The organism is Cupriavidus sp. WKF15, assembly GCF_029278605.1.
Taxonomy (GTDB): Bacteria; Pseudomonadota; Gammaproteobacteria; order Burkholderiales; family Burkholderiaceae; genus Cupriavidus.
Map to the genome: position 1 here is coordinate 1,560,712 of NZ_CP119573.1, position 22,404 is coordinate 1,583,115.

General features: G+C 58.5%; 21 protein-coding genes and 6 pseudogenes. 15 read left to right on the forward strand and 12 right to left on the reverse strand.

Annotated elements, in window-relative coordinates; translation table 11 throughout:
* The first annotated feature begins 1 nt into the window (after window position 1).
* From CupriaWKF_RS24495 to phbB, 9 genes and pseudogenes are all read left to right on the forward strand, one after another.
* Window positions 2–1,087 (forward strand): polymer-forming cytoskeletal protein, encoded by a 1,086-nt coding sequence (locus CupriaWKF_RS24495; RefSeq protein WP_276101040.1) that lies wholly within the window; start codon window positions 2–4, stop codon window positions 1,085–1,087.
* Window positions 1,088–1,106: 19 nt separating this feature from the next.
* Window positions 1,107–2,084, forward strand: coding sequence for a hypothetical protein (locus CupriaWKF_RS24500; RefSeq protein WP_276101041.1), 978 nt, complete (start codon window positions 1,107–1,109; stop codon window positions 2,082–2,084).
* A gap of 171 nt (window positions 2,085–2,255) precedes the next feature.
* Window positions 2,256–2,923: pseudogene (locus CupriaWKF_RS24505) on the forward strand (YaiO family outer membrane beta-barrel protein).
* On the forward strand, window positions 2,850–3,032 hold the full coding sequence (locus CupriaWKF_RS24510; protein ID WP_276101042.1) for a YaiO family outer membrane beta-barrel protein: 183 nt from the start codon (window positions 2,850–2,852) through the stop codon (window positions 3,030–3,032). Before CupriaWKF_RS24505 ends, CupriaWKF_RS24510 begins: the two are co-directional and overlap by 74 nt.
* The gene (locus CupriaWKF_RS24515; protein ID WP_276101043.1) at window positions 3,029–3,835 is read left to right on the forward strand and encodes a hypothetical protein; all 807 of its coding nucleotides are present in this window, start codon (window positions 3,029–3,031) and stop codon (window positions 3,833–3,835) included. Before CupriaWKF_RS24510 ends, CupriaWKF_RS24515 begins: the two co-directional genes overlap by 4 nt.
* A gap of 186 nt (window positions 3,836–4,021) precedes the next feature.
* Window positions 4,022–5,062 carry a hypothetical protein gene (locus tag CupriaWKF_RS24520; protein ID WP_276101044.1) on the forward strand — a complete coding sequence of 347 codons (1,041 nt, stop codon included), beginning with the start codon at window positions 4,022–4,024 and terminating at the stop codon, window positions 5,060–5,062.
* Entirely contained in the window at window positions 5,038–5,505 is a 468-nt protein-coding gene (locus tag CupriaWKF_RS24525) for an SIS domain-containing protein (protein WP_276101045.1), read from the forward strand. Before CupriaWKF_RS24520 ends, CupriaWKF_RS24525 begins: the two co-directional genes overlap by 25 nt.
* 879 nt (window positions 5,506–6,384) lie before the next feature.
* Window positions 6,385–6,954 carry a phasin family protein gene (locus CupriaWKF_RS24535; RefSeq protein ID WP_276101046.1) on the forward strand — a complete coding sequence of 190 codons (570 nt, stop codon included), beginning with the start codon at window positions 6,385–6,387 and terminating at the stop codon, window positions 6,952–6,954.
* Window positions 6,955–7,084: 130 nt separating this feature from the next.
* Window positions 7,085–7,828, forward strand: a complete 744-nt coding sequence (phbB, locus tag CupriaWKF_RS24540; RefSeq protein WP_276101047.1) for an acetoacetyl-CoA reductase — start codon at window positions 7,085–7,087, stop codon at window positions 7,826–7,828.
* Between the two features lie 703 nt (window positions 7,829–8,531).
* Here phbB and CupriaWKF_RS24545 read toward each other — a convergent pair.
* Complete coding sequence (locus tag CupriaWKF_RS24545; RefSeq protein ID WP_276101048.1) at window positions 8,532–9,725, reverse strand: diguanylate cyclase; 1,194 nt, start codon at window positions 9,723–9,725, stop codon at window positions 8,532–8,534.
* Window positions 9,726–9,982: 257 nt separating this feature from the next.
* Here CupriaWKF_RS24545 and CupriaWKF_RS24550 point away from each other — a divergent pair.
* A pseudogene (locus CupriaWKF_RS24550) lies at window positions 9,983–10,153 on the forward strand (chemotaxis protein); the annotation flags it as partial.
* A gap of 72 nt (window positions 10,154–10,225) precedes the next feature.
* On the opposite strand, the gene phaP reads toward CupriaWKF_RS24550, so the two are convergent.
* Window positions 10,226–10,729 carry a TIGR01841 family phasin gene (phaP, locus tag CupriaWKF_RS24555; protein WP_276101049.1) on the reverse strand — a complete coding sequence of 168 codons (504 nt, stop codon included), beginning with the start codon at window positions 10,727–10,729 and terminating at the stop codon, window positions 10,226–10,228.
* Between the two features lie 227 nt (window positions 10,730–10,956).
* On the opposite strand from phaP, the pseudogene CupriaWKF_RS24560 reads away from it, so the two are divergent.
* Window positions 10,957–11,269 (forward strand): annotated as a pseudogene (locus CupriaWKF_RS24560) (H-NS histone family protein).
* Window positions 11,270–11,300: 31 nt separating this feature from the next.
* Here CupriaWKF_RS24560 and CupriaWKF_RS24565 read toward each other — a convergent pair.
* Window positions 11,301–11,720: a GNAT family N-acetyltransferase gene (locus CupriaWKF_RS24565; protein WP_276101050.1), complete on the reverse strand. Its 420-nt coding sequence runs from the start codon at window positions 11,718–11,720 to the stop codon at window positions 11,301–11,303.
* A 450-nt stretch (window positions 11,721–12,170) separates the two neighbouring features.
* Between CupriaWKF_RS24565 and hfq the strand changes: the two are divergent.
* Window positions 12,171–12,368 (forward strand): annotated as a pseudogene (hfq, locus tag CupriaWKF_RS24570) (RNA chaperone Hfq); the annotation flags it as partial.
* Between the two features lie 380 nt (window positions 12,369–12,748).
* Here hfq and CupriaWKF_RS24575 read toward each other — a convergent pair.
* The 4 genes and pseudogenes from CupriaWKF_RS24575 to CupriaWKF_RS24585 all read right to left on the reverse strand — a co-directional run.
* A pseudogene (locus CupriaWKF_RS24575) lies at window positions 12,749–13,887 on the reverse strand (IS3 family transposase); the annotation flags it as partial.
* Between the two features lie 217 nt (window positions 13,888–14,104).
* Window positions 14,105–14,392: a hypothetical protein gene (locus tag CupriaWKF_RS24580; RefSeq protein WP_276101051.1), complete on the reverse strand. Its 288-nt coding sequence runs from the start codon at window positions 14,390–14,392 to the stop codon at window positions 14,105–14,107.
* A gap of 82 nt (window positions 14,393–14,474) precedes the next feature.
* Window positions 14,475–14,645 (reverse strand): annotated as a pseudogene (locus tag CupriaWKF_RS34390) (carboxymuconolactone decarboxylase family protein); the annotation flags it as partial.
* A gap of 153 nt (window positions 14,646–14,798) precedes the next feature.
* Window positions 14,799–15,002 (reverse strand): hypothetical protein, encoded by a 204-nt coding sequence (locus CupriaWKF_RS24585; RefSeq protein WP_276103194.1) that lies wholly within the window; start codon window positions 15,000–15,002, stop codon window positions 14,799–14,801.
* Window positions 15,003–15,086: 84 nt separating this feature from the next.
* Between CupriaWKF_RS24585 and CupriaWKF_RS24590 the strand changes: the two genes are divergently transcribed.
* Window positions 15,087–15,761, forward strand: a complete 675-nt coding sequence (locus CupriaWKF_RS24590) for an SOS response-associated peptidase family protein (RefSeq protein ID WP_276101052.1) — start codon at window positions 15,087–15,089, stop codon at window positions 15,759–15,761.
* A gap of 595 nt (window positions 15,762–16,356) precedes the next feature.
* The gene (locus CupriaWKF_RS24595; protein ID WP_276101053.1) at window positions 16,357–16,872 is read left to right on the forward strand and encodes a hypothetical protein; all 516 of its coding nucleotides are present in this window, start codon (window positions 16,357–16,359) and stop codon (window positions 16,870–16,872) included.
* A 1,139-nt stretch (window positions 16,873–18,011) separates the two neighbouring features.
* Here CupriaWKF_RS24595 and CupriaWKF_RS24600 read toward each other — a convergent pair.
* The 5 genes from CupriaWKF_RS24600 to CupriaWKF_RS24620 all read right to left on the reverse strand — a co-directional run bounded on the left by CupriaWKF_RS24600 (window position 18,012) and on the right by CupriaWKF_RS24620 (window position 20,772).
* On the reverse strand, window positions 18,012–18,290 hold the full coding sequence (locus CupriaWKF_RS24600; RefSeq protein ID WP_276101054.1) for a hypothetical protein: 279 nt from the start codon (window positions 18,288–18,290) through the stop codon (window positions 18,012–18,014).
* 24 nt (window positions 18,291–18,314) lie between these two features.
* The gene (locus CupriaWKF_RS24605; RefSeq protein ID WP_276101055.1) at window positions 18,315–18,884 is read right to left on the reverse strand and encodes a hypothetical protein; all 570 of its coding nucleotides are present in this window, start codon (window positions 18,882–18,884) and stop codon (window positions 18,315–18,317) included.
* 64 nt (window positions 18,885–18,948) lie between these two features.
* Window positions 18,949–19,194 carry a hypothetical protein gene (locus tag CupriaWKF_RS24610; RefSeq protein ID WP_276101056.1) on the reverse strand — a complete coding sequence of 82 codons (246 nt, stop codon included), beginning with the start codon at window positions 19,192–19,194 and terminating at the stop codon, window positions 18,949–18,951.
* Window positions 19,195–19,623: 429 nt separating this feature from the next.
* A complete protein-coding gene (locus tag CupriaWKF_RS24615) occupies window positions 19,624–20,268 on the reverse strand; it encodes a pyridoxamine 5'-phosphate oxidase family protein (protein ID WP_276101057.1) in 645 nt (214 codons plus the stop codon).
* 60 nt (window positions 20,269–20,328) lie between these two features.
* Window positions 20,329–20,772, reverse strand: a complete 444-nt coding sequence (locus CupriaWKF_RS24620) for a GNAT family N-acetyltransferase (protein ID WP_276101058.1) — start codon at window positions 20,770–20,772, stop codon at window positions 20,329–20,331.
* Between the two features lie 254 nt (window positions 20,773–21,026).
* Here CupriaWKF_RS24620 and CupriaWKF_RS24625 point away from each other — a divergent pair, with 254 nt between their 5' ends.
* Window positions 21,027–21,428, forward strand: coding sequence for a GNAT family N-acetyltransferase (locus tag CupriaWKF_RS24625; RefSeq protein ID WP_276101059.1), 402 nt, complete (start codon window positions 21,027–21,029; stop codon window positions 21,426–21,428).
* Window positions 21,429–22,404: the final 976 nt, after the last annotated feature.

Here is a 22,404-nt window from a genome sequence, read left to right on the forward strand (position 1 = left end):
AATGTGGCTGATCCTTCTGACTGTATTGACCCTGCTGGCCTTCAGTCTGCCCCTGGTGCCGGCATTCGCGGAATGGCGGCGGCCGCGTGACATTTTGCCGCTCGCGATCGATGGCGAGCATACCCTGGATGTCTGTGCCGTGGCAGCGGAGTTCCGGGCAATGCTGGACACGAAGGCAGGCGCCGCGGCCAGGGCAGGGGCGTTTCGGGATCAGGTGCTGAAAGTCGGCAGTGCCTGGACACCGACATCCGCGGAGCATGCGCTGCGGCGCTGCGATCGCGTCGTGATTGCCCAGGGAGATCTGGAGTTGCCGGATCACTTCACCTTCAGGCGTGAGTTGTACGCGAAGCGCAATCTCAGCAGCGGGGTATCGAACTGCCTGCTGGCTGTCCTGGCCGAAGGCGGCCTGCTCCTGCGCCAGGGTAGCGTGCTGCAGCATTGGGCGCACGCGCGCCATGCGCGTGTCGAACCGCACTGCAGCCTTGAAGGGCCCTTGTCCGCCTGGCAGGAGATCCTCATTGAAGATGGCTGCGAGTTCACCGCGTTGACGGCAAGCGCGATCCGCTTTGGCAATCCGGACAATCGGGATGGCGGCAAGAGTGCGGTTGCCGGTGGCGCGCGCCCACCCCCGCTGGAGCAGACAGAGCGAGCAGGCGCGACGTCATCCGATGAAGGCAGCCACCGGATTATCGAGCATGATTACTTGCTGGCGCCTGGCATCCGCCACGACGGAGACCTGATTGTCCACGGCGACCTGAGGATCGGAACCGCCGCGCGGATTACGGGGAGCGTCAAGGCAACCGGCTCGATCCGGCTGGAGGACCATGTCCGGATCGATGGCGCGCTCGTGTGCGGTAGCGCGCTTTTCGTCGCACCCTGCTGCGCCATCATGGGCCCCGTTATCGCGGAAGAATCGGTCAGCATTGCGGAAAACTGCCTGATAGGCCTCTTGTCGAGGCCAACCTCGTTAGCCGCTCCGGAAGTGTGTGTGTGGCGTGGCACGACGGTGCATGGCGCGGTGAGCGCAATTGTCGGAGGGAGGGCAATGCCGGCCGCCATGGCTGCGCCTTGCGACGAACATGACTAGAATCCGCGGCCTTCTTCTGATGTGTGCGCTCCTTCTATGCGTGAACGGCCACGCTTCGGAACTGCGTCTCACCGGCTACCAGCGGTCCGACGGTGCGATCACGACCTACTATGGCGGGGACACGATCGATCCCTACTTTGCCTCGAAAGCGTTGCTGTCCGCGTCGGACATCGGCCTGGACGCACGCGCCGCCGCACGCCGGTGGATCCGCTGGTTGTTGCCAAGACAGCTCAAGAGCGGGCAGTTCGAGCGCTATTGCCTGGTCCGCGGCCGCTTCGTGGGGTGTCGTCAGGCGGACGCGGACGATGCCCTGCTTGCCACCTGGATGGAGTTGCTGGTGCGGTTTTCACCGCCAGAGGGCATGCCCCCCGCGTGGAAGCGAAGCTTCGATATGTCAAGCCGCTATCTCGACGGTCTGCGCGACAAACGGCTCGGTGTCTTCAATGTCGCCTCCGACCTGCCGGTTGCACTGATGATGGACAACGCGGAGATCTCCAGCGCCTTCAAGGCCGTAGCCAGATACGCGCAGGCCACCCATGACAAGGAAGCCGCCGAGCAGTGGACTCTCAAGGCGCAGCAGCTCGACCGCGACATCCTGCAAGTGTTCTGGCAGCCGGGCCGCGGCTTCGCCGTCAGCACCCAGGCGCGCGACAAGACCGAGTTCTATCCGGACACGGTGGCGCAGATATTTCCTATCCTGTCTGGAATCGTTCCCGACAACGAGCGGGCTTCCGCGCGTTACCACGCCTGGATGAAGCAACACCGCTTTGTCTGGCTGCAGATGCCCGAGACGGATTATCCGTGGGGCCTGGTGGCTCTGGTGGCTGACAAGATGGGTGACGCGGACGCGATCACCTGCTGGCGCGTGCGCGCGACCCAGTTCAGGCACGGGACGCACTGGAACGTCCTGGAGGAGGCCTTGTATCAAGCGTTTGAATCCAGACTTACCCCGGAGCAGGCCGTGGCGCCCGTGCCGGGGGGCTTGCGATGTCGATAGCCACTTCTTGCCGGTAATCCACAACAATCAAGCAGGGCTCCCAATGCGTCGAGCCGAAGGCATTGGGGTCATGACCACCGAAGAGTGATGACCATATGCGCCACAGAAACCGATTGGGAAAACCCGCCCACCGCAGCATTGCAAGCTGGCTTCCGCATGCTCGGCATGCTGATGGCGGTGGCGTCATCGGATGCCCTCGCCCAGGCGGAAGCCACGGCGCCGCGCGTCTTTGCACCGCTGCTGACGGGCTTCATCGAGGGCGGCCTCGGTCACGCCAACCTGACCGGCGACAACGCGAACTGGAACGACCAGTACGTCCGTGTCGGCGCACATCTGACGCCCAACGACTACGTGACCGGCGAGGTCAGCCATCAGAGTCACTTCGGCGACCAGGTACCTTCTTTGGCCTGGGCTACACGCGGACTTTCAACGAGGACTGGTACGCATTCCTCAGTGGAGGCGCAGGCGCGGGCGGTTTTTTTTTGCCGCAATACCGGATTGACGGGATGATCTTTCGCAAGCTGCTGCCCAAGCGGAACCTGGTGGCGAGCCTGGGCTTCACCTACTACCGCGCCAAGGAAGTCTATGACGACAAGACGCTGCTGGTGGGCCTGATCTACTACTTCGACCAGCCCTTCATCGTCCACGTTCTCGGACGATTCAACCGCAGCGACCCGGGCAATGTCCGATCCAACCGTGGCGTGATTGCGTTGACATATGGCCGGGACAAGGACCAATACATCACGTGGAAGTACGACGGGGGAGATGAATCAGCTGACTGGCGAACAGACCTTGCTGCGCGATTTCACAAGCCACGACGTCTCGTTGACCTGGCGTAAATGGATCACTAAGACGTGGGGGTTCAATTTGCGCGCGACCTACTATGAAAACCCGTCCTACAAGCGAAAGCAAGCGGAGGCCGGTATCTTCGTTGAGTTCCGATCATGACGCATCCATCCAGCCAGGCATCGGCTGCACCCGACAAAGGCGAGTCTCTGGGCCGTACAGTGATCAGTGTGGCGCGGCACCGCTCACTGGATCGCCTCAATCTATCGGCACCGACCCTCGCCGGTATCGTGCTGGTGCCATTGCTGTTCAACGCGGTCGAATGGTTGCTGCATAACTATCTCAGTGCCGGCTGGACAGGCGTCTTCGCTTTTTGGCTCGGGAAACTCGAGATCCAGGGCGTGGTGGCCGAACGCCTGACGAGCGTGGCCGGATTCGATCTGCCGTTGCCGCACCTTGACGCGATGGCGGCGCTGCCCGATCTGGAGACATGGTGCATGACCGCGGCGCTGACGATTGCCGCTGGCCTGCTCACGCTGCGCCTGCCTGCCAGGATGCTGCCGCTGCGCTACTTCCTCCTGTTTGCCCTCTTTATCCAGTTAACGGCGCTCGCCTTCTTTGCCGTGGTACCCGAGCAGTTCCCTTACACCGTGAGCAGCTATATCGACAACGGCATGAAGACTGCTGTCGGCTTCCTCGTGGTCCTGCCGTGGGCGCATGCGCTGGTCTACTATGTCTTCGACTTCTCATGGTCACGGAAGATAGCGCTGACAGCGATGACGCTGGCCTTTATTGTCGTGGCCGTCCCGTTGCAGCTATTGCTCCATGTCTACGTCGTGCAGAAATTTTCGTTGTTGTGGCTTCCTGTGCTGTCGTTTGTGTTTGGTCCTACGCTGATTGTTTTCGGCTGTATCGCACTGTATGGATGGGGGATGAGCTGGAAGCGATTGAGAGGACGAAAGTGATTGCGGAACAGATGACTTTGCTTTCCGTTCAGTGCAGAGATCGGTTGCCGGCTTGAGTGAGGTAGTCGTGGGAATCCGCACCGGATCCCCGGGGCGTGCAGGCGCTGATCGCGGCGCCGTTGATGGTGCTTGGCGGCGGGCACCCGACGGCATCGAACCCAGCGTGTCGCGCCGCGGGAGTCAATCATGTGTGGCATCGTGGGCGCGATCTCGTCGCGCAATATCGTCCCGGTTTTGGTAGAGGGTCTGCGCCGGCTGGAATACCGCGGCTACGATTCCTGCGGTCTGGCCGTGGTGCTCAAAGGCGCGCTCGAGCGAGCCCGTACCGTCTCGCGCGTGGCCGTGCTCGACGCGCAGAGCCAGGCGTGCGGCCTGGCCGGACAGGTCGGCGTGGCGCACACGCGCTGGGCCACCCACGGCAAGCCCGACACCGTCAACGCCCACCCGCACATCTCGGGCAAGACCATCGCACTGGTGCACAACGGCATCATCGAAAACTACGAGTCCTTGCGCGAGGAGCTGCGCGCGCGCTTGGTTACATCTTCGAGTCGCAGACCGACACCGAAGTGGTGGCCCACCTGGTCCACCAGGGCCTACACTTGGCCGGACAGCGCCACGCGCGGCGACCCGTTCGCCTCGGTGCGCGCGATCACCAAGCGCCTGCACGGCGCCTACGCCATCGCGGTGGTCTCGAAAGACCAGCCCGATCGCCTGGTCGGCGCGCGCTCGGGCTCGCCGCTGGTGGTGGCGCTCGGCGAGAACGAATCCTTCCTGGCCTCCGATGCCCTGGCCGTGGCCGGTACCGCCAATCGCGTGATCTACCTCGAAGAGGGGGACGTGATGGAACTCACGCTCGACAGCGTGACGATCCGTGACGCCTGCGACCACGCCGTCGAGCGCGAGGTGCGCGAGGTGAAAGCGTACGCCGCCGCGGTGGAACTGGGGTCATACCGCCACTTCATGCAGAAGGAGATCTTCGAGCAGCCACGCGCGTTGAGCGATACGATCAATGGCATAGACGTCATCAGCCCGGACATGTTTGGCGAATGCACGGCGCAGACCTTCGCGCGGGTCGACAGCGTGCTTGTCCTGGCCTGCGGCACCAGCTACTACTCGGGCTGCACCGCCAAGTACTGGCTCGAATCGATCGCCAGGTCCCGACCCAGGTGGAGGTGGCCAGCGAGTATCGCTATCGCGAGACCGTGCCCAATCCGAACGCGCTGGTGATCGTGATCTCCCAGTCCGGCGAGACCGCGGACACACTGGCCGCGCTGCGCCACGCCAGGGAACTGGGCCACGCGCACACGCTGGCTATCTGCAATGTCGCGACAAGCGCCATGGTGCGCGAAGTCGGAATGTGCTTCCTGACGCGGGCCGGCATCGAGATAGGCGTAGCCTCGACCAAGGCCTTCACGACGCAGCTTGCCGCGCTGTATATGCTGACGCTGGCGCTCGCCAAGGTGCGGGGGCTGCTCCCTGAGCCGGCCGAGGCCACGGCCCTGGCCAACCTGCGACGCCTTCCGGATGCGCTGGGGGGCGTGCTGGCCCTGGAGCCGCAGATCATTGCCTGGGCCGAGGACTTTGCAAAACGGATAGAAAGCCATCGGCAAAAGGGTGGCGGGGCTGGGTCGCTGGTCCACCCGAGCATAGGCATTTCGCGGCGTGGTTGACGCGCTATCCCCAATGCGTGGGGTGTGGCATTTGAGACAAGTTTCACGCTCGAGTTGAATCTTCAAACACGGAGTTGCGACTCTTTCCTCTGCAAAGAGTAAGAAGAGCATAGCGCTGTCCCTGTACGGGAAAACGGAGGTGTGCAGAACGTCACGTGAGAGCGCGACTAGCGCTAGCCACGATTAGTCGCCAAATAAAATCCCGACCGGTCGGTCTTGATTTTATTTGCGTAACATTTGAGATACATCAAATTGTGATATTGCGCGCCATCATGCTGTGGATTAAGAGCGGGCCCATGCGTGGGTTTACCATGCCTTCCGGTTGTATTGAACATTATGTTTCGGGCAGCTAAGATGTTTTTCCGAGCGCCGAGACAGGCGCTCACCAGCCAGACCTTCCGTGTAGTCGCCTAGCCGCATATCACGGACGGTAGTGATGTCCCGTAGCACTATTAAACCAATAGCTTGGGAGGCTGCTGTGCTGAGTCATCATGAGTTCGCCACTCTCGTACTGGTAAACGACAGCTCTGACCCTGCTGAGTTGGACAGGGCGGATGTGGAGGCATTGCTCGCGCGTGAGTTCGTCACGCTCGAGTCGGTAGGGCAAAAATGTAGCCGACCTCGGGTCACATACCGAGGCTCCGCTTATCTCAAAGCGATGGGCCGGGTTCGAGCATAGGAATTCCGGCGCGCGCGGTCTGTCGATGAGCGACGCGCTCTGCCCCATAGAGACTCGCTGGCATCGATGCCTCCTTGGGCCTTCACACCGAAGTCCGCTGCCAGGGAGCAGCGCTGACGCTGCAATTGTCATTCACCCGATTCCCACCAAGGCCTTGCCAACGAATAGCTCAAGGGCGGGTCTCACTCAGGAGATGCAAGATGGCTCAGTGGACAGCAGAACAATGCACGAAAGCGCAGTTGGCGGGCCTTGAAGTCCTCGTCGGACTCACCAACAAGGCCCTTGAGGGCTTTGAAAAGGTGATGGAGTTGAACCTGCAAACAATGAAGACGAGCCTGGCGCAGACCCGGGAGGGCGTCATGAAAGCCCTCTCAGTCCAGAATCCGCAAGAACTCGTCGAATTGCAAATCGAATTATTTCAGCCAGCAACCGACAAGGCATTGGCGTATCGCCGTCAGCTGTTTGACATTCTGGCCGCCACACGGGCTGACTTCGACAAGGTGGTCGAAGTTCAATACACGGCAGGCAAGCAGGGGCTGCAGGACTTCCTCGAAAAGGTGGAGAACAGCGCCCCATCAGGGTCAACGGCTCCGCTGGCCGCTTGGCAGGAGGCCCTAAAGGCGACCACTATGTTCTATGAGTCGGTACAGTCGACCGCAAGGCAGACCGTGGAGGTAGCCGAGAACAGTCTCAACACGGCTGCGGCGGCAGCCTCAAAAGGCGCGCGACATCGCGTAGCGCAGGCGTCTGCGTCAGCTGCGGCGAAGTAGTTCCGCTTTGGCCCCCAGTTGGCACATTCACGGCTGGGGGGCGCCAAATTCTCGGAGATGCTGGGTCTCAGTGAGCAGCGCTAGCCGTGGCTCATCCGTGCGGTTATACCAAACACAGAGGATTGGACACATGACGAAGAAGCTTGCCGTAGTCACAGGCGGGATGGGCGGTATCGGTGAGGCTATCAGCGTCCGGCTGCATCACGCAGGTTATACGGTGGCTGTCACGCATTCCCCGGCTAATAGCGGCGTCGCGAGCTGGCTGGGAAAGATGGAGGAAAGCGGGCGTAGGTTCCACGCCTATCCTGTCGACGTCGCTGACTATGACTCGTGCCAAGAATGCATTGCCAAGGTTCGGGCGGAGCTGGGCGCTGTCGACATTCTGGTGAACAATGCTGGCATCACGCGGGATGCCAGCTTCAAGAAGCTGGACAAAATCAACTGGGATGCGGTCATGCGCACCAACCTCGACTCGGTGTTTAACATGACCAAGCCTGTGTGCGACGAGATGGTGAAGCGCGGCTGGGGACGAATCATCAACGTGTCGTCCATCATTGGTTCCAAGGGCGGCTTTGGCCAATCCAACTACGCGGCAGCCAAAGCGGGCATGCACGGCTTCACGAAGTCGCTGGCGCTCGAGGTGGCCAAGAGCGGCGTGACGGTCAATACGGTATCGCCTGGCTTTATTGCCACCAAAATGGTGACCGCTGTGCCACAAGAAATACTCGATACAAAAGTCATCCCTCAAATCCCAGTAGGTCGCCTGGGGAGGCCTGAGGAGGTTGCTGCGTTGATTGCGTATTTGTGCTCGGAGGAGGCCGCCTTCGTGACCGGGGCGAACATTGCCATCAACGGTGGGCAGCACATGCAGTGAGGTCTGATGTGCCGTCCAGCGCCCCACACAGGGCCGGAGCGCTGGATATATAGTCTGCATTGACCGGAAGGAAGCGGTGCAGCCTTCCTGCGGGCAGCTAGGCGTGGTGGGTATCTCTGTCCTATGTCAACCCAATGACGGAGGCGCCAAAGCAACACAATAGTTAACTCTGATATTAGAGTTATCTAATTCGCCTTTAAATTGAGCGCTGTAGGACCCACTACCACCAGCGTTACCACCCTCGGCAACGCGGGTTCTTTTTTGTAGGCGGCCGGTCAGCGACCCCGCACAAAATGCATCAGAGCGGATTCTCGACGCTCACCGGCTCCGCGCGGTACACCGACCAGAAATAGTGCGAATTTCTATGGTGCCGGGCTCGCATCCGCTTTGCGAAGAAACGCACCCGTCCTGCATCTCCAGCGTCTATTTCGACCTCTTGATGAAGCTCCTGCGTTGATGCCGCAGGTGGCAGCAGATTCACGACGGCCGAAACATACTGCCCAGTTGCCGCGCGATCTCCGTTTTGGACAGGCCTTGCTCCAGATAGTGACGTAGTAGCACGCGTTGTTCCCTCCCGTACATAGGCGGCTCCAAGGGCTCTTTCGGAGCTGCCACCTTGCCCGAGTGTGCAAATTTCGTCCGCCAGTACTGTGCAATTTACGTCCGCCACCCACAACCGGTGAGGCGAAGTCTTCAGGGCGTTCTACCGTTCTACCCGCGCGCCATCCTGCGGCGTGTTGGCGGCGCCTGCCTCGGTCGTGTCGTACACGATGAACTGGTTCTTGCCCGCACGCTTGGCCATGTAGAGCGCCGCATCCGCCTGGCGGAAGAGTTCGTGCTGAGTAGTGCAATGGCGGGTGGTGTTCAGGGCAATGCCTACTGACGCGCTGCACGCGACCCGCTGGCCGTCCATAAGGTACGGTTCGGACATGGCCGAGACTATTGTTTGAGCGATACGCTCCGCCGTCTGTATCGAGGAGATGCCCTGGGCAATCACGGCAAATTCATCGCCACCAAATCGGGCCACAGCGTCAGTGGCACGGACCGCTGATTGGATGCGTACGGCACACATTTTGAGCAGGGCGTCGCCAGCGGCATGCCCATGGCTGTCATTCACGGCCTTGAAGCCGTCGAGGTCGATAAGGAATAGCGCCAACTCACGTTCGGCAGCACGGGAGTTTGTCAGTGCGGATGCCATGCGGCGGTCAAATCCCTTGCGATTCAGTAGCCGAGTCAAATGGTCGTGACCCACATGCCGCTGGACGCCGCCGATGATGAGTACCATCAAGAAGGTCGAGAAAAGGCCGACGCTCAAGGTCCATGCCAGGCGCGCTATGATTAGCTTGCGGCGCGTGGTGTTGACGTCCTCGACATAGAGTTTTGCGGCTACCACCCAGTCCCAGCCAGGCAATGGACGCGCGGCGGAAATTTTTTCGGCCAGCGTGCGGTCCACCAGCCTGTCAAACGCGGCGACATGGCCCGTGTCATTGGTCCGTGCCAACGCTGCCAGTTCCACATAAGGGCGACGCCCCACGGCATCGGTGAGGTTCTCGACCGATTTGCCTACCAGCCTGGGCTTGCCAGGATTCAGCAACAGAACGTAGTCCCTAGTGAATGCATACACATAGCCGCTGCCGTGAAATCGCATCAGTTCCCATTGTGTGAGCACTGCCTTTTTGGCGTCGTCCTCAGTCAGTTCGCCTCTCGCGACGCGCTCCTGGTACGACTCCGCGATACGTATGGCGACGTCCAGTATATTGTGCAGACCTTGTCGGCGTTCGGTAAGTACTCGCTGGTGGGCATCAATGGCGCTTTCAACGCTTACGGCGAGTAAGCCGGTCCACATGAGCGCGAGTGCTAGCCACAGCTTTGTACCGAACGATATTCTTTGATGCATGTCACGCGTTGGCCTGAGCCGACCTTGCGCGGCGGCGCGCACGTGTTGGCTACAGGCATCTCCTCTTGTGCCAACGCAGCCTGTGCAACAGTATGTTGGCTTTCTATTTTTTGGGCGCCAGCCGATAGGCCATGTATGCCGGGCGTTCGAAAAGAGCGCTGTCATTTAGTCATGCTTGCAGTCAAATATAAACCCCACCAGTGTGGGGCGATGCCGCTGATGACCTGTTGCCTTGGGCAACCTGGGACTCGACCACTGCAAGCGCGCTTGAGGAGAACGCAGCGAGCATGGAGGAACTGACGGTCACGGTGAAGCAGAACGCTGATAATGCAGGACCGGCAAATCAGCTGGCCTCTGGCATCGCCGAGCGCGGCGGACCCGTAGTCGGTCAGGTAGTGACCACGATGCATGACATCGCTGCCAATTCCACCAATCGGCGAAAAAAAGCGAACCGAAGTTCGCACAAGAAGATTCCGACAGCGCGTGCGCGCAAGGAAATACTATAGGGCAGGGCCAACACCTTTGTCGTGGGCCAAATGCTTTGTGGTGTTCTTGGCCATTTCGTCGGACGCGCCGGCGGGCGTCGAAAAGGCCGATTGCCATGCTGCTAGGATAGATTCGCTTCCTATGGGCGCGTTCTTCGCGAGGTTTTCGAATAACTCCTGTGTATCGCGTTGACATTGCTGGAGGTGCGCTTGGGCGGCCGTCGAGAATTCGCCTTGAATGCTCGACAGGATTTCGGAGACCTGCCGGCTGTACAACGCCGCCTTTTCGGCTATGGGCTGCGTCAGGTGCACAGGCAGGGCAACCCACTCTTGCTGGTCGTTGGCCGAAAGCATCTTGCCCAGGATTTCGCGATTTTCGGCGAAGGTTGATTTGACTGTTTGCAGATTTAGCTCAGTCAGCTTTTCGATGCCTTCGAAGGCTATGGTCGCCAGACCAAGGAGCCTTTCCACGCCCGCTTTCTGCGCGGAGATGGATTGTTCGGGGATAGGAGTGCTCATCACTGTTCCATAGGGTGAGGCTGCGAGTGTTCGAGAGGACCTCTGAATCAGGGCACGAATAGTGCGCCGCCAGGATGAAAGTTTTTGCTGCGTTGCGGCAAAATCATTCTAGGGGCGATTGCTCGGAAGTCAACTGTTTCTCGCGTGGCACGCTTGCGCGCACGAATCCGTTCACTCTCAGAAGAGTGCTGTACGATGTGAATACACCTACAACGAGGGAAATTTAAATGGCGACTTACAAGCAGCTCATGGCAGAAAAGGAAGCGCTCGAGGCCCAACTCGCTGAAGTTCGCGCGAGCGAAATCGCTGGCGTCATCGAGAAAATCCAAGGGCTGATGGCAGAGTATGAGCTGACTGTTGACGAAGCGTCGCCGTGGGCGACCCGCTGGCGATGTCAAGGCCAAGACTGCGGCGAAGGCTAAGTCGGAACTGCCGGCAAAATACATGGACCCGAAGACTGGGGCGACTTGGTCCGGCCGTGGACGAGCACCCGCTTGGCTTGGCAAAAACCGCACGAAATTTCAGATTGCAGAGGCCTGACGGGGGCTGCGTGCGGAGGGGGACTTGGGGGCTAGTCGGCGGGATGCTTTGACCTTCGTCTAATACCAAGCCTCCGCACGAATTTTTGTGACAGATTTATTTCTTCTGGCGAGTCCAGTTCAGGGGCTGAAAAGTCTTCGTCGCCGGCAGCAATAAGTACAGCTTTAGTACAGCCCTCTGCATGGGCGCCGGTTAGGACGGCGCCAACAAGGTCAGTGGTGATATGGCGGCCGTAATGCTCATGAGCGACGGCCACAGAACGCACAACCACTGTTTCGTCGTATTGCTCTGTACAAGCACAGCCCACCACTTGCTCGCCCAACACCGCGACCTGAAAGACGTGCGACGAATCTCCGACAACATCAGTTGGCAAGCCGCAGCTTTCTAAAATATCAACGATTGAAGGCCAATCGGTCGCCTTTGCTGCCCGAACCTGCACGCTCTTTACCATTGCGGTAACTCCCCGTGTTTCTTCGAGCTGAAGACGGAAATGCAGCAGGCACCTGCTATGTCGCGAGTCCGTTGAGCTCAGCCCCAATGGGACGCCACGCAGCCGGCGCCGTTCGTCCCCCCCTCTGATTGCCGCTTCTTGTTCCCATCTCGACAGCTTGAGGTTGCGGCTATGAGCGAGTGAGGCTATCACCGAACATCACTGCATTTTGTAAGCGATTGTAAGGCCACGAGTTGCGAGTACTCGGAACAAGAAAGTCCTTTGCAATGTGGGCCTGCTTCTATATTTTTACAGCTTGGGAATTTCCCCTTTCGTGGTGGTCGACGCTCCGGCAGTGTGGGCAGCGTGGCCAAGGCGAAGTTTTGTCCTGCGTCCACTGGCTTTGCACGTCGTCCTGAAATCCAGTAGTGAAAGCCCGAGGGGCGAACGTATGCGTCTGACGAGAGATTAATGCAGCCTGAGCAATCCTCTCTACAAAACGACTTTTTGAACAGAGCGCGCAAGGAGCGACGGCCTGTCGAGGTGTACCTGGTCAACGGCGTGCGACTCAGCGGCTCAATCGTGTCGTTTGACCGATTCGTGGTGGTACTAAGCGCGCCCAGCGGTAGCACGCAGGCCATTTACAAGAGCGCGATATCCACGATTCAGCCACAAGGGCGGGGGCGCGAGCCGGGCTCAAGAGGTCATGCCGCCCAAGACAGTACTCCTGACAAAGAGCGTGCGACGCCTTACGTGGTCACCCGAAAGCGTCGGCCTCCAAAGTCTGGTGGGGAAGAGAGGTAGGGTTCTGCAGACGCCCCACGAGCACGTCAGCGTTCCGACGGTACCCGCAAGACTAGCGCCCGCGCATGCTAGGGTGCCGTCGGGGTCTGGACGACGGCCGACAGCGTGACAGCGTTCGATGACTTTTGGGGTTGCCCCGTTTCATCGGACAGATTCGCATTGGAATTTTATGTCGATGGGTTTTCTCCTTGTGATGGGGCAGTGTATGCCCGGTGTAGCGCCGGATTCATGCCATTGACGGGAAGCTTTTCAAACTCCTGCGGAGACCGATATCCCAGTGCGCTGTGCAGGCGATGCGAGTTGTACCAACCCTCGATCCAGGTGAACAATGCCTGACGGGCGTCGTCGTGCGTGGCGAAGCGCGAACGCATCAGCAGCTCGCATTCGAGCGTTGCGAAGAAGGACTCGCACATGGCGTTGTCGTAGGCATCGCCCACCGAGCCCATCGAAGGCTGAACGCCGGCCTCGCGGCAACGTCGCCCGAAGGCAACAGACGTGTATTGGCAGCCCTGGTCCGAATGGTGAATCACTGCGCTGGGATGTCGCTGCGCCAGCGCCATGTCCAGCGCTTGCAGCATCAGTGCGGTGCGCAGATGACTACCCATGGCCCAACCTACGATGCGCCGGCTGTACACGTCCAACACGACAGCCAGATAGTAAAAGCCGGCAACGGTCGGAATGTATGTCGCATCGGCGACCCACAGCTGATTTGGCGCATCGGCAGAGAAGTGTCGCTGCACCAGATCGGGCGCGGGTCTGCCCGCTGGCGCACGGTGGGTGGTGCAAATGAAGCGCGGCCGGCAAGCCCCGCGCAGGCCGGCCTCACGCATCAGACGCGCCACGCGCTTGCGCCCGACGTGGATACCTTGGCGCAGCAGCATGGCATGCACACGTGGCATCCCATAGGTACCGCGCGAGCGGGCGTGAATCTCACGGATTTGCGCGAGCAACAGCTTGTCACTCACGGCATGAGCGCTCGGACGTCGTTCCATCCATGCATGGAAGCCGCTGCGCGAGACCTTAAGCAGCCGCGCCATGGTGGACAGCGGAAAGCGGTCCTGATTTGCCTTCATGAACTCGAACCCTTGTCGGGCAGCGTGTCGGTCTCCCGGGCAAACCAGGCCGCGGCTTTTGCAAGTATCTCCCTCTCCATTTTGAGTTGCCGGTTCTCACGGCGCAGCCGCGTGAGTTCCTGGCGCTCCGCCGTGGTCAGGCCGTCCTGACGAACGCCGGCATCGCGATCCGCTTGGGCAACCCAGTTGTAGATCGTCTGGGCCGTGGGTTCGAACTCCTTGGCCAGATCCTCCGGACGGCGACCTGCATGGACCAAGTCAACCATTTGCTGACGGAAGACCGCACTGTACGGTGGGCGCGTTTTCGGCATGGTGCACCTCCTGCTTACTCAAGATAGGCACTGTCCGAAAAAGCGGGTCACCTCCATTTAGTTTTGAGAGAACGCACTGAGCAACACGACACTTTTAGTGCCTGAATCCGTGGTGCAGGCTGTGAATTCCAGACTTGCTCCGACGCATGCGCGACTCATAACGCCCAATCGGGCAGAGGAGCCCGCGTAAGCTAGCCGGGCTTGGTTAACTCCAAAATCAGTGCTTCTGCGCGTGTTTGGTGTTGCGGTGCATGCGATTTTCTTGGGCCTTTTCGTGACTCGAACCTTCCAGACTTCTCCGGTCCTCAGCGCGCTGTTGGCCTTTGTCGCGGTCGCTGGCAAATGAGCCATTGGAATTTGTCATGGCCTGATTGCTTGCGTGGCCTGGAGCCGCGCTTCCGAAGTTGCCACCACCGCCTCCACCACCACCGCCACGCGCAGAAGCGGCAAAGCTCAAGCCAAGCAGCAGACTTCCGACTGCAACTACCAGTGTCCTTTTGAACATCACGTCCCCTTAGTAATATCGAGAGCTCACTCGCCCCAAATATAGCCTGAGATGGATTGGTGACGCGTAACAAACAGTAAGGCTAAGGACGCTTGTGCAACGAAGCAACAAATCGGTAATGAATGGAATGCTCGGGCCAAACTGCTTGTAGTGCGCCCCACCGGACCTTGCCGGCGTGCGTCGCGTACATCCCCGGTGGCCCGCCTCCCATATACACGGCAGTTCCCAGCACTTCCTCAAATTCGGGCCGCGACGCTCAGAAGCATTGAGTCAGAATGCTGGGTTGGTCCTAAAAAAGACAAAGCCCCCCGCAGGGGGCTTGGGGAGGTGGAAGCTTGTTGCCGTTGATTCGTTCTAGGCCAGTTGGCACCGCGCCTCATTATCGGTAGCGCTCGTGGTTGGCGATTTACGAACCATCCGTGAACATATCCCGCTTGTCCGTGACTCTGGCGCCGTCGGTTAACACATCCCTCCTGTCGGTGATTGCTCTACCTCCATCCGTGAACGGGTCCCGTGGGCCCATCGCGCTTGAGCCATCCGTGTAAACGTCCCGAGTCCCGGTGCCAGCATACGCCGCACCAGCCTCCTTGTCGGCGGTTAAACGGGGCAATTTCTGTGTCTGCTGGCTCACATAAGTCAGTACCATGAGATGTGTTTATGGAGATACTCTGGTCGTAAATAAGACGAGAGAATCATGTGTGGACGCATCGCGCAATTTAGCCCATTTGAAGTATGGGAAGCCGAACTGGGTGTGCAATGCGTCCACTCGGGAACTAGGCAGAGTTATAACATCGCCCCCGACGACAGCCCTGTTGTGCTGCACAGACTACGTGATGAAGACGTTACAAGCGCCGAGTGTGTGCATTGGGGTTGTAAGCCATGTCGGCCCTATCCTACGCATTTCGTTGTCAACGCACGGGTCGACCGAGTAGCCACAAGTGACTATTTCAAGCCGTTGTGGCGCAGGCGGCGGCGGGTAATTGTCCCCGTGGACGGCTGGTACGAATGGCCAACGATACAAGGCATCAAGCGGCCACAATATATAAGTCGCAAAGATGGACCATGTTTTCTCGCGGCCTTGGCATATTGGGAGCCCGGCGCAACGCTTCAACCTGATGGTGCGGGCTTTGTCATCATTACCGATGATGCCAAAGGAGGTCTCACCGACGGCCATGACAGCCGTCCAGTCGTATTACCGGCCGTCGATGCCTTAGCATGGATGGACCCCGAGCTAACCCCCCGGGGAGCGTCAGTATTGATGCACCACTACCTTCCCATCGAAGCCTTCCAGTGGTGGGAGGTGAGCTTGGCAGTCGGGAACACGCAGAATGATGGCAAGTGTCTGATACAGAAAGTTGTCAGCGCGTGAGGGCCTCTGCTGAACTCTTCAGGCGACAGAAGAATGAAGCATCAACGACGCAGTGCGGCTTGCCATGCGCCTTTCAAGGCCGGTCGGCTGCACAGGTGACCTGGCTAAATAATCCATTACCGAAGAGCGGCGCCGAGCAGTACGAACTGCCCGACCTAAGGGGGATGTGCCGTTGCTACTCCCATGTTTCGAGGATGAAACACCCATCAGGTCCCGATTCGATAGCCCGTTTCATGAGGAAGCCTTAATCTTCGTGAAATCAAGTAGTTACTGCGATTGGCATTGTTTTCGCTTGGCAATCCACTTGCTACGGCTGGCACACTTTTCCTTTCAACTACTTGTGGCAGGTGTTCTCCACGGCAGTGAGCGGTGAGCAGGCGAAGCTGGGCCTGGGCCGCATGCCAGGAAAACCTCTCCTGAGGAAGAGCGACGTACAAGGCCATCGAACTCACAGCACATTCCCCACATCCCCCGCATCTGTGATTGTCGCTAGGGCGGCAGTATTAATCAGCGCCTCCATTCTCTTAGGCACGAAGCTTCGGCTGGCTGGAGGCAAGGGGACTTACGGTCTCCGCCTTGCAGTTAGGAGGAAAACATGCGGAAAGCATCCACCACTCACATAAGGTTCGCGCTAGCCTTTGCGATGCTGACGGCGCTTGCGCTACCAGCTTGGGCCCAAAGCCCCCACTTCGTCGGGAAGGTCTCAGCGACGCTGCAGGAGGATGGCGACTTGCAAGTATGTTTTAAGGAGGCTGGTCTTGGGAACAATCTGAACATTAACTACGAGGCTACTGCCGACGGCACAGCGACCTACGTTTGTACGAACAATGGAGGGCAATGCCCCGATGCCTCCAATAAGATTACGACGAACGGCCCGGTGAGCAAGACTGGAACGTTCAATTCCGGGCAGAATGGCTCCATCAGCCAATGCTTGGTGGTTTCGCCGCCGAGTGCTGGCAGCTTCACCTGCCCGGGCGGCCAGACGCTGACTTTGTCGCAAGTCAGCTATTCGGACATCGTGATTACGGACACGTCAAATGGCGTCTCCAAGGACGCTACACCCTCTACGATTTCCGCTACGGTGTTTAGGTGCCCAGGACCAAAGCACTAGAGTTCTCTCTTGAAGCGCATTACGGCGGCTGGATGATGGGGCCAGCCGCCTCAACCTTGACTATTGGGAAACGTTACAAAACTGAAACGAATCCATCTCGGAATCTACGGGAGCTCTCTTCAGGTGGATACCGCGTTGTCCGCCGCCGCTCCGCTACTAGAAGCGCCTGCGCAAAAAGCCACCTCCCGCTAAAGCGTTTTCCAGGAAGTTATTTTGAGAATGGATTGCACCCTAAGCAACCCCTCTCAGCGGGATGAACATGGACTTGTACGGTTGAGGGAAGACTGCTACTGATACCGTCCCGGACAACCAAAGAAAACACATACACCCCGGACACAGAGAAGCAACTAGTCCTTACCCGCACGGATACGAACAGCACTCGAAAATAGCAAACTGCTGCATAACGCTCCCGAGCGGATACGAAGAAACTGTCGCGGTGGAAAACAAGGTGCGCATTGCAGATGCAGATGCCCCGTTACCATCATGCCCATGCAGAGCTCGTCATGCAAGGCATGATGGACTAGACGATGTAGCGACTGAGGGCACCGCGCGCGAGGGCGGCAGCTGCAGCGATGCACGTGGTTTTTGGAGCAACAGCGCCCACTTGTGTTGAGTTTTTGGACAAGCGCACTGCCATGCGCGGCGCGTATGCATGAGAATGCGACGCGGTCGCTGATAGCAAGCTGCAGGAGCGGCTATTGGGTTGGCATCCTTAGCCCACTCCTATTCAAGTGGTGTGCTACGCGGGACATTGAATGCAGCGATTCGGGGGGCGGCTTACGACCTCGCAGGTCGTTGAATTGCCTTGCAGGCCTAGTTGGGGGGAATCATTGCACGCGAAAGTCTATGCATAGCAGGTGAAACAGCATGCGCCGCCCCGAGTAGGGGTTCCATCTGGATTGGATGTTCTGCGGCGGCAGATAGAGAACCCCTTGGACTTGACCCTCTTGCGAGGCGCTGGAAATTGGTGGGCTCGAGCCAGACCGGCCCGAATCAACTTCCGTTGCATCTATATTCCAGTGTCCACGCGGGTGGTCCTCGATGAGTGTAGGCTCTCACGAGCTCTTTTTCTCACTTTCATCGCCACTTATTGAAATGGACATATGGCAGGCATGTGTCTCGTGTCAAAACGGCCCTGCCTATTTTTGTTCTGGCGACAGATACCGCTTGCCGCCTTCAATTTGGGGAGCGGTAGTCCCCCCGCCCGTTGTGCTGGAAGCACTGTTCTCGCCAGGTTGAGCCGCCGCCGCCTTGTCCTTTCTTTTACCAAAGTCGTCGGTCGGTGCTGAGGCTTGGGTGGCGCGTTGCTGCTCGCTTAATGGAGGTTGGGGCTTGGTCTTGACAGGTTGCGCTAGGCAAGTGTGGTACTGCACGGTCATCAATGCGAGAAGCGCAACATTCCGGATCGCTCTTTTCATAACAGTCGCCATTGCTGAAAATTGCTAGCCGACCAACAACGTGGACCCACTTGCCTTCGCATTGAATACGTGGCACGTATAACTGTCCAGCGTATTTGCCGCGATTGCCAGAATGATGTCCAGGATGTTTTCTTCACGATAGCCAGCATGCAAGAAGGTCTTGACCTCATTCTCGCTGGGGCGACCGCGATGTATGAACATGGCACGTGTGAAACTGACTAGAGCCCGAAGCCGGGCATCAGCGAGAGGCTTTCCGTGACGGATTGCTGCCACAATTTTTCTGAATGTCTCATTGGGGGTGCTGGCGCCCTCGGCAGAAGTCAGCTCGTCGTAGTTGCAGCCACTGGCAACCGCAAGTACAAGAAAGACCACTCGTTGTTCGAGCTGCGTGAGTGTTAAATCCTGACTCATAGCGCGGCAGCAATTTTGGTACGTGGCAAATAGTGAGGGCGCAACGGCCATGGCGGCATTCATGGTCGGGACGGTTTCCGTCTTATCGATTGCCTCGCAATGCGTGTCACTGTCATTGGCGGGCACGGCTTCCCGGCCGGCATCGCAGAGCGAAATGCCGGCACCAGCGAGCATGTTCTTCATAGCGCAAGTCCTGGTTGGGTGGTTGCTGCCTGGTCTCTGCTTGTGTCAATCGGTAATGAGCCGCTCACAAGGCAAGACAGCCGGCAATCATCCTCGGGACTGGAGGCGGAAACACGCGCCAGCATCCGTCATCGTGCCGAAAGAAGAACAACGCGCGCAACCCGGCCGGTTGCGCGCTCTCGACGCATACGTAGCGTCGTCGACCTGAGATGGTGCGACTGAATTCAACTACGCGGACCGATGCCGTGGAACCAGGCGCGAGCCATTTCTCGACCTGGAAACGCAGCGACTGCTCGTTCGTGCCCTTCATGACCCCTCCAACATCCCAATGCTTTCTCTTTGCCGCGCTTATTGGGTCAACAACCGTCTTGGCCCTGGGGCGAAGGTGCCCGTGCGAGCCGATGCACGGCAATGCACTTCATGACACCTACGCTTCGCGGTCGAATCTTGAGGGACAACTCTATGCCATAAACTGCCGCCGTGCGTAATTTTTTTTGGGGGAGTGAAATAGCAACAGCCGAAGGGCAGGAGGCTGCTCGCGCTTCTCTGGGATTGGGCAGAAGCCGAGCTCGTGGCCTGGGCTCAGAGCTCGGCAAGCGTCCAGCGAAGGAATTAAAAATCGTTTATGTCAGGACTAAGGCGCTCAGCCTTGTCGCTACCGTAGGCGGCGGCCACGGCCTCAAGCGGCGAAGCGGAGGCAACTCATCAGCATGGCTCCGAATGAGCCGGTACGAGCGCCTCAGCTAAGGCCCGTTACCGCGTTCAATGCTGCGTCGAGGATTGTTTCGGGTGGCAACGGCTGATTCGGGAATCGGAATCTCTTTCGAAGCGCGCCTGCTGCGTAGTCGACACCATAGCAATCGATGCCGAGTACGCGCACACCAGCTGGCACAATGCGTGAGACTTCCCGCACAAGATTGGCCTCAGTCTCTCCGGACAATTGGTCAACAAGGCACAGGTCAGCTTTATCCAGCCATCCCATCCGTCCGAGGCCCTCAATGAATCGGACTTTACTTGTGCTCAATCGGAAGAACATGAAGTCCAGCGCCAACAGTTGCTCCGTCCCTGGCTCATAGCGCAGGTAACGAGCAAGAAACGCAGAACTTGGTTCGAACCGCTCAGCATCGCCGACAACCGTCAGCCGGCGTGCAGTCTGAACGTCGGTGGCATCAGGTTGCAGCACTGACAAGCTCACCCTCGAATCCGTGAGCAAATTCTTAGTGTGCTCTGCCAAGGCGCTGATACAGACTACCGGACAATGGGCTTCGTCTGGAACATATTGCACCACAGTTGCATAGGGGTAACCAGGCAGGGTCACTGAGTGGGTGGCCAGCGTGCCAAAAGCGGCTTCGTGTAGGAGATGGATGACGTGTCCAACAGACATTCTTCACACCGTTCTCTGGTCAACCGCATCTCGACGATGTCTGGTGCGACGCGGCACTTTCTATCCTAGCTCACATCTCATGCAAAGCGCTGATGTTCGAGCTGCACGCTGGACAGCTGGCAATAACTTGACTTCCTGTGGCACTTCTTCAGTCGCGACGAGCGAGAATCCCCAGCGAGCGAAGTACGCAGGAGCCACCGTAGAGAAAATATAGGCATCATGAGCTTCTGTGCCGCGAGCCCGCATCAATAGTATTTCAACCAGGCGCGTTGCGATGCCGTTGTCTCGGTATGCTGGCTCAACTGCGACTGAGCGGATGAGCACATGCGAGCCGTGATATTCCGCTGCCGCACATCCAACAATGCCGTCTTCATATATCGCAACTTGGAAGTCTTCAATTAACTCATAGGTATCGGAGGTGGGGAGGCTGCATTGCTCAAGCAATGCAGCAATGTGATGCCAATCTGAACGAAGGGCCGAGCGCAAAACAATGTCGGTCAGCATGATGATGTGTCTCCTGCGTGCGTCCTCTTCTGCCGAGAAGTCTGCGTCGCACATCTAATAATACTGAAGGCAATTATGTTGCCCTCGTTGTATGACAGTCCGGTGGTTATGCAACCTCAGATAGACCGTTCAGTAAGACTATCATCGAACAAGGGGAGCTCGTCTGCAAGTGATTGTGATTGAGCTTCCCTGCACCGTGTCTACCGTGCGCAGCCGGATGGTGCCTGAGGATTCGCGCTGCCGGGTCGGCAGACGTGGAAGCAATCTCGCAGGTGCTCCATTCCTGCGGTTTGCAGGGCAGCGACATTGACCCCTCGGCGGGCCTCTGCAGCCTGGCTGTCCTAGGTGAAAAGGTAATTGGCTGCGCCTGTGGCGAAATGTGTGGAGAGACGGTCATCATTCAAGCCGCTGCGGTTCTAGGTGAGTACAGGGGGCATCAGGTTGCTACGCATCTTGTTAGGGCCATCTTGATGCGTGCCCGCGCAACCGGCTGCACGAGGGCTGCGGTGCTCACGTCAGAGCATCCCGCGTTCTTTGCTCGCTTTGGTTTCACGCTCACCGCGTTGGACGGCATGCCACAGAGGATGAAGCTGTCCAAGGAATTCCTTCGGCGCTTTGGCGCAAGGACGCACTACATGTGCCGTCATCTCGACTGATTTCCATAGCGACTAACGAGTACCTTGGTGCTGATAACAGCGGCGCTGGCTACTCTCGGCGACGTGAGGAAATCTCAGCGCCAGAATTTGGCGGTAGCCTTCCCCTCTGCTTGCAGCTGAGTCCATGTCAAGGCCGGTAGCTGAACATGACCTTCCAGCACTTGGCCGATGTGCTCGCACGACCAAGGAGGCCGCAGGCCGCATGTAGTTGGTCTGTTTACCGAGGGGGAAATAGGATGTCGCTATAGGTTCTGAGAGACGAGCCTGTCGGCGTCCGCCATCAATCGTCGACCCTGTTCCCTGATTCGCTGGTGAGTGAGCGGCGAAACCTCGAAGACCCCGCAAGATAAGCGTAGCCTTCTCAAACCTCGTGAAGTGCGCTGAAATATGAAATCAATCTCGCTCTCGGGAAAGTCGCCAAGGTTGTGGTATGCCATTCGCATTCTCTCCTGGTAGGCTTTCCGCTCGACCTCGGTCAGAGCGACCACACTAGCCAGCAGGGACCGCGAATGCCATTGTAGCCAGCGCCGTCTCCACGGCCCATAGTTCTCATCCATCATCGACCCCTGCTTTGAAATCGCTCGTCTACACGCTGAAGCATTCAAAGGCCTCGATACGTGTGTGGCATATTCTGTAAAAACATCATAGTGTGAGATGAACTGTCTCACAACGGAGTGTGGAACACAGCGCCTCCTACCAAAAAGGGGGTAGGCTGTGCCCGTACGTCGAACTTTCGAACTCAAGAGTCCAACGCGCGCAGCCGATAGAGAAGAATTTGCAGGGGATTGGTATGAGGGCGGAGGAGGTACTTTTTTGAAGGAGATGCCACGAAGCGTCTGGAGTCGGACGTTCTCGAAGCGGTCGTCACTGCGATGCGGTATAACAAAAAAATGGTGACGCTAGTTCGCCAATGATGAACCCCGGGGGTAGGTGCTATGACTTCATTTCGAGAACGGATTGCACCCCAGGCAACCAC